Origin of the sequence: Teichococcus wenyumeiae, assembly GCF_003696345.1 — a bacterium.
Lineage (GTDB): Bacteria > Pseudomonadota > Alphaproteobacteria > Acetobacterales > Acetobacteraceae > Pseudoroseomonas > Pseudoroseomonas wenyumeiae.
The window spans coordinates 1-628 of the sequence record NZ_RFLX01000190.1; the positions used below are offsets into that span (position 1 = coordinate 1).

1 protein-coding gene is annotated in these 628 nt (G+C 65.6%); it reads right to left on the reverse strand.

The features are described from left to right. A partial coding sequence (locus tag EBE87_RS28555) for a transposase (RefSeq protein WP_199708361.1) occupies positions 1-628 on the reverse strand: 628 nt, incomplete at both ends.

Below are 628 nucleotides of genomic sequence, written 5' to 3' on the forward strand. Positions count from 1 at the left end.
CGGTGATCCTGTGCCGGGTCAGGGCAGCCAAGAGTTCCAGGGCAGCAAAGCCGTTGTCGCCGATCAGCACGATGTCTCGCTCTGGAAGCCAGCGGCGGGCCTGCAGGATCAATTGGCGGGCCCAGTCGGTGAGCTTCTTGTGCCGCTGTCCCCGTTCGCGACAGAACCGTTCCGAAGGCGCGAGCGCGGACAGGAACGGCAGCGCCCACACTCGACCCGCCCAGGGAACAGGTGCCAAGAGCATCAGGCTGACCCAACGCAGGCCGGAAGCCTTCACAAAGTGGCCGTGGCTGGAGCGCACCGGGTCCCGGTAGATGCCGATTGCCGCAATCCGCTTGCCGCGGCGGCGCTCGATCGTGTCGTCGATGCCCAGAATGACCGGCCCATCCGGTGCAAAGGCCGTGATCAGGTGCGCCAGCAGAAGACGCGATGCTGCCCGGGGGCTCCAGACTGCCCGGTTGAGGACCCGATGATAGTTCACGAAGCGCCGCTCCTGCGCCAGCCCGCTGATCTGCAACAGGCTGGTCACCGTACGTTTGCCGGGCGCCAAAATGGCCCCGATCAGCAGCACTTCGGCATGTCGCCAACTGCGCTGGAAAAACAGCGGCGCAAAGCTCAGGATCACCGC